Here is a 6,464-nt window from a genome sequence, read left to right as displayed (position 1 = left end):
TCGGAGTCTGAGTCACTGTCGGAATCGGAATCACTGTCAGAGTCTGAGTCACTGTCGGAATCAGAATCACTGTCGGAGTCTGAGTCGCTGTCGCTATCTGAGTCACTGTCAGAGTCTGAGTCGCTGTCGCTATCTGAGTCACTGTCGGAATCTGAGTCGCTGTCGCTATCGGAATCACTGTCGGAGTCTGAGTCGCTGTCGCTATCTGAGTCGCTGTCAGAGTCTGAATCACTGTCGGAATCAGAATCACTGTCGGAGTCCGAATCACTGTCGCTATCGGAATCACTGTCGGAGTCTGAGTCACTGTCAGAGTCGGAATCGCTGTCGGAATCAGAATCGCTGTCGCTATCGGAGTCGCTGTCGCTGTCGGAGTCTGAATCGCTGTCGCTATCGGAATCACTGTCGGAGTCTGAGTCACTGTCAGAGTCGGAATCGCTGTCGGAATCAGAATCACTGTCGCTATCGGAATCGCTGTCAGAGTCTGAGTCGCTGTCGCTATCGGAATCACTGTCGGAATCGGAGTCGCTGTCGGAGTCTGAATCACTGTCGCTATCTGAGTCGCTGTCGCTATCGGAATCACTGTCGGAGTCTGAGTCACTGTCGGAATCGGAATCACTGTCAGAGTCTGAGTCACTGTCGGAATCAGAATCACTGTCGGAGTCTGAGTCGCTGTCGCTATCTGAGTCACTGTCAGAGTCTGAGTCGCTGTCGCTATCTGAGTCACTGTCGGAATCTGAGTCGCTGTCGCTATCGGAATCACTGTCGGAGTCTGAGTCGCTGTCGCTATCGGAGTCACTGTCGGAGTCTGAATCGCTGTCGCTATCGGAGTCGCTGTCGGAGTCCGAATCACTGTCGCTATCGGAGTCGCTGTCGGAATCAGAATCACTGTCGGAGTCTGAATCGCTGTCGCTATCGGAGTCGCTGTCGGAGTCCGAGTCACTGTCGCTATCGGAATCACTGTCGGAGTCCGAGTCACTGTCGCTATCGGAATCACTGTCGGAGTCTGAGTCGCTGTCGGAGTCTGAATCGCTGTCAGAGTCTGAGTCACTGTCGGAATCGGAGTCGCTGTCGCTATCGGAATCGCTGTCGCTATCGGAGTCGCTGTCGGAATCAGAATCACTGTCGGAGTCTGAATCGCTGTCGGAATCGGAGTCGCTGTCAGAGTCTGAATCGCTGTCGCTATCGGAGTCTGAGTCACTGTCGGAATCGGAATCGCTGTCAGAGTCTGAATCGCTGTCGGAATCAGAGTCGCTGTCGCTATCGGAATCACTGTCGGAGTCTGAGTCACTGTCAGAGTCTGAATCGCTGTCGCTATCAGAATCACTGTCGGAGTCCGAATCACTGTCGCTATCATCAGTTGCTACAATTGCCTGGTTTGCATAAGAATGTGCATCTGAGGCTGCACTAGATGCATGATCCTTAGATTCCTTGGCGGCTGAAGCAGCTGCGGAAGCTTGTTTTGCATAGCTAGAAGCGGCAGAGTTGTCAGCTTCAGCTTCAGCTGATGACGCCGCTGAGTATGCTGCGGACGCTGCATCTGCTGCGGATTGCGCTGCAGACGCTGCAGAAGTAGCAGTTGACGCTGCAGTTGAGGCTTGCGCTGCGTATGAACTAGCATTTGATCCGTTTTCAGCGTATTGCTGTGCCACGTTCCCATAAGAGTTGGCAACACTAGCATAGTCAGCTGCTTCGTTGGCCGCATCAGTTGCGAGACTTGCTGATGAAGAAGAACCATTCGTGTAGCTAGAATCAACCGTTAAGTGAGCTTGGCCTAACGTACTGATTGACGTCTTACCATCAACAGTGGCCGTTACAACTAACGTGTAGTAGCCCTGATGAGCTGCCGTAATTTCGTCAATGTTCAGGTTGGCATTCGTTTGACCATCAATTGCTGTGCCTTGACTACCTGCAGTTGCAGAGTAGTACCACTGGTAAGTCAAATTGCTACTAGTTTCATCAGTTTCCATTTCTGGTGACCAGGTGAATTTATCACCGGTATTAGCATTCTTATCTGCCAAACCGTTACCAACCGTAACTACTTTACTTGCGGTGTAGGTCGTTTGATCAGCGTTTGTGATGGTTACAGTAATTGTTACCTTTCCCGCTGACGATGCAGAGGTTGGTGTAACAACCCCATCAGAGTTAACCGTCGCAATTGATTCATCACTGCTGGACCACGTAATGTCACCAGTAGCGTTACCAGGGTTAGTCGTTGCCGTGTAATTACCAGAGGTATGCGTATCTGAACTGTTCAGGATGTAATCATCCCCATCAATGCTAATACCAGTAGCAGGAATGTCACTGTCATAAACATCGATCGCAGATAATTGGCTCCAGAAGGAACCGGTAATCGTACTTGTCCCCGTGTAGCTAGCGGATGATTGAAAGGCCAGTGATCCAGTGAAGTCATCTGCAATTGTTACGGACATAGTACTTGCAGCCGTGGCTGCACCTGAATACCATGGCGTAGTATCAGTCAGTGTGTAGCTAGCAACGACTTTACCGCTGGCGTCTTTAATATCGCCTGACTCGGTAGTTGAGTTGAACAGTCCGCTACCAACTGCGTTAACCTTCTGCCAAACCCCGTTAATCTGAACATACCAGGTTGCAGTATGGGTTGCGTTGATGGCTCCCAATCCAGTGGTAGCACTGTTACTAAGCGTAATCGTCTTCCCCGAAGTAGTGGAAGTCGTCTTCGTTGCTTGCTGGGTGAACCCACCAGAAATAATTACCCCCAGCAGAGACCATGCATCAGCAGATGGCTTTCCTTTGTAAGAACCCAAGTTGTTAGAATACATCACAGCATATTTAGCATTCTCCGTTGCAGCTGAAGCCGCTACCGTAGCAGTTGAAGCTAACTGTGCTGAGGCAACTAATTCTGCGTCAGCTGCCGTGGAGTATTCACTAGCCATAGCGAAGTTACCAGCGGCAACTGCTGAAGAAGCCATTGACATGTAGTTGTTAGCTTCGTTGTTAGCGGCATCAGCCGTAGCTGCAGCAAACTGGGCGTCTTGAGCGTAGCTTGCGGCGGCAGTGACATAGGAAGCTCCTAAACTGGTGTTTTGCGTCATAGCTGCGGCTAAGGAAGCTGCCGTTGAGCCAGCGGTTTGTGCAGACGCCGTAGCTGCTGAATCAATCGCAGCAGTTGAAGCAGCGGCCGTGCTCGTTGCAGATGACTGTGCTTCTACAATCGTCTTAGTAGCTAAACTAGCGGAACTAGCAGCCGCATTAGCGGAGTTTGTCGCCCATTCCAACAGTGTCAACGAGTTGTTGGCTTGTGCCTTGGCATTAACTAAATCACCATCCGCGGCAAATGAAGCTGCCTTCTTTGAAACTTCAACAGCAGAGCTTGCATACATGGAAGCTTCTGCGTTGGCAGCGATTGCTGCGGCATTGGCTGCAGAAGCCAGGTCTTGATAATTTGGTGCCGAGGCAAAGGCGTTCGCCGCATCGGCTGCATTTGAGTTCGCAATTTCTGCTTGAGCACCCGTTTTAATGGCTGCAGATGATGCCGTTGCTGCGTAACTGGATGCCAAGTATTTGTTAGCATTTTCTTGTGCAGTTGCTGCGTTGTATGCTTGATCCAAGTGACCAGCCGCCGTCGAGGCCGCTGAACTGGTCAACACACCGTAGGAACTAGCAGCATTTTGTGCCACGAGAGCTGCAGCCGCATAAGAAGAAGCATCTGTATAATTGTGAGCAGCTTCGTTAACAGCCGCCAGACTACTTGCTTCAGTAGCCGCGCTCGCAGCTGCAACTGCTAAGGCACTGTATGATGAAGCACCTGAGGTAGCCTGCTGAGCAAGTTGAGCGTAGGAGTAGATTGAGATATCATTGTTCAAACTGATGTCGATCGTACTTGCTAATAAATCATAACTAGAGTTGGCTGCGCTCGCCATGGATGAGGCTAAAGCGGCGGCCGTATTAGCAGCAGCAGCAGCACTCGATGCCTGGTTCGTGTAGTTGCCGTCAGCGTGTGAAACCACAACGGTAATGACGTTTGAAGGAGTTGAGAATGTTGCTCTATTTTTGACGGATCCTAGAGTCGACTTGGCAACCTTAGAACCGCTTACGACTAGTTGATAGTAGTATGTTCCCGCAGCCGTGTACGCTGGTGTATAGGTTGTAGTCGTTTTGTTTCCAGTAGTGGTGGAATCTACCGTCCAGTTCTTACCGTCGGTGGAAACGTACCAGGTGAACGTTGCGTTACCATCTAATTTGTAATCGTAAGTTCCGCCTAGTAGGCCACTTTCTTTGTATGACCCAAGTGTCATACTGTTAGATAAAGTAATTGAGCCATCTTGACCTGTACCAATCGTCACGGCATCATTCGTCGTCACAATTGCGTTTGTCGTCCCACCAATGGCACTTGTATCTGAATCTTCACCAGTCTGGGTGTTTTCAGTATTAGTGTTGTAAGCGGCAGCCAATGAGGCAGCACTAGAAGCACCTTGCAACGAAAGACTAGCGTCAGCAGCGGCTGAACTGGCAACCCGCGCTAATGAAGCAGCATCGGCAGCACTCGTCGCAACTACAGCAGCCGAAGCGGCTGAACTAGCCAACGAGGAGCTAGAGTTTGCTAACGTCGCGTGCGAAGCTGCACTACTTGCATACTGTTCTGACTGATTCCCGTGGTAACTCGATGCTGCAGTTGCCAATGAACTGGCTGCACTAGCCGAGCTAGCAGCTAACACTGCACTGGAATTAGCCTTCACAGCTGCATCATTTACAGCGATTGACGTGGCCATTTCGGCTGCCGATTGTGCATTCGAGTTAGCAGTACTTGCAGCTGAGTATGCATCTAAGCCTTGAGATGCCAAACTATTAGCGGCAACTAAAGCATTGCTAGCAGCCTCGTAGTCACCACTCAATGCAGCGCTGGTGGCCAAATTGTACTGTGCCTGAGCGTCACCTGCTATCGAAGCGGCCAAGGATGAAGCGTTGGCTGCATCCGCAGCGGCACTGTTGGCAGTGGCATAAGCAGCAACGGCCGCAGCATTACTGGTATCGTATTGCGTTGCATTGTATGCGCTGCTGGCTGCGGCTGATGCTGAAGCAGCAGCTTCACTAGCTGCAGTAGCTGCTGAGAACGTTGGCTCGTTAGCACTGCTTACTAAATCTTTCAATCCAGTAGCTGCGGCTGATTTAGCAACTGCTGCAGCACTGGAAGCAAGATCAGCGTAAGACACTGCGTTTTGCGCTGCAGAGCTAGCATACGAGAGAGCAGTGGTGTATTTTTCGATGTTAGTATCGGAATCACCCTTACCATCTGCGACAGCCTGCTTGAACGCAGAGGCCAAACTGTTGTAATACTGTGCCAAGTCAGCAGCAGTCGTCGTCTTAGCGGCGTAACTACTGGTTGCAGCGTAAGCATTTTCAGTGTCAGAGGTTGGCACTAAACCTGCATAGCTACTTGCGTTGCTGGCACTTTCCTGAGCAGCAGCTGCGGCGCTTGACGCTGTGCTAGCTGCTGTACTGTCTGCCCCACTTCCAGCATTGGCGCTGGAGCTAGCAGCTGAAACCATTGCGGTCTCAACCACTGGGGTCGTCGTAACAGCTTTTTTAGTAGTTGCTACCTTAGTAACCGTCTTAGTCACGTTCTCACTCAACGTCACATCGGTGTGAACAGACTGAGCTGCCGTAGCAGCAGCACTAGCTGCGTCGACCGTTGACGCACTCGTAGCTTCGGCACTAGTGACAACTGCACTGGTAGTATCACTTGTCTCATTGCTTAAAGATGAATTCGATGAACTACTAGGCGTAGACACACCAGTTGATTCGGCAACTGGAGCTACGGTAGTATCTGACGGATTTTCTGAATTTGCTACTGAATTGGCGGCACTGGATGAAACAGCTGAAGAAGCTGCCACACTGCTGGCTGCAGTACTGGTAGCTGGCTGACTTGCATCAGAACCTGATGAACTATTTGCACTTGAAGCGACCGCTGAGCTACTAGTGGCACTATCTGCTTTGCTGGTAGAATCAGCACTTGCAGAAAGAGTCCCAGCGCCCAATAACGAAAAAGAAGCCAATGCAGCGAAGACCCAGGTCTTCCCTACCTTGTACATCTTGTAACGTAACTTGGGATCGCCATTAAAAGCTTTGTTCCGCATGAATTTCACTTTTAATCGTCCTCCTTGAAGTTGACAATGATAGATATAATTGCAAGCGCTACGTTAAAAATTAATTTCGCACTCAATGTTAGGCCGCAATAACAATTGGCCTATACACGTTTCTAATATGAAGCGTACCGTCTATAAACAAACATTCCCTGTAAACGAACGCCTCAACACGGTAATCTTATCATAAATTTACTATACATACTATTCTAAAAAGGTATTTGTAATTGGTATATCTGAGAAAATGGCGAAAAAGTTTCTTTCGTTAAAATTATCACATAAATTCTGTTCTAGTCCGATTTCGTTGTGGGGCTTTAATAAAAGTAATAAATCAGGTGTTTGACT

At 49.8% G+C, this 6,464-nt stretch carries 1 protein-coding gene; it reads right to left on the bottom strand.

Translation table 11 applies throughout. From position 1 onward, the window contains the following. A partial coding sequence (locus EKM75_RS07730) for a KxYKxGKxW signal peptide domain-containing protein (protein ID WP_225426678.1) occupies window positions 1-6,113 on the bottom strand: 6,113 nt, incomplete at its 3' end. Window positions 6,114-6,464: the final 351 nt, after the last annotated feature.

The sequence above is a fragment of the Levilactobacillus tongjiangensis genome (assembly GCF_003946345.1).
Classification (GTDB): Bacteria; Bacillota; Bacilli; order Lactobacillales; family Lactobacillaceae; genus Levilactobacillus; species Levilactobacillus tongjiangensis.
Note: the sequence above shows the minus strand (reverse complement) of the source record. Positions and strands in the feature narration are given on the sequence as shown.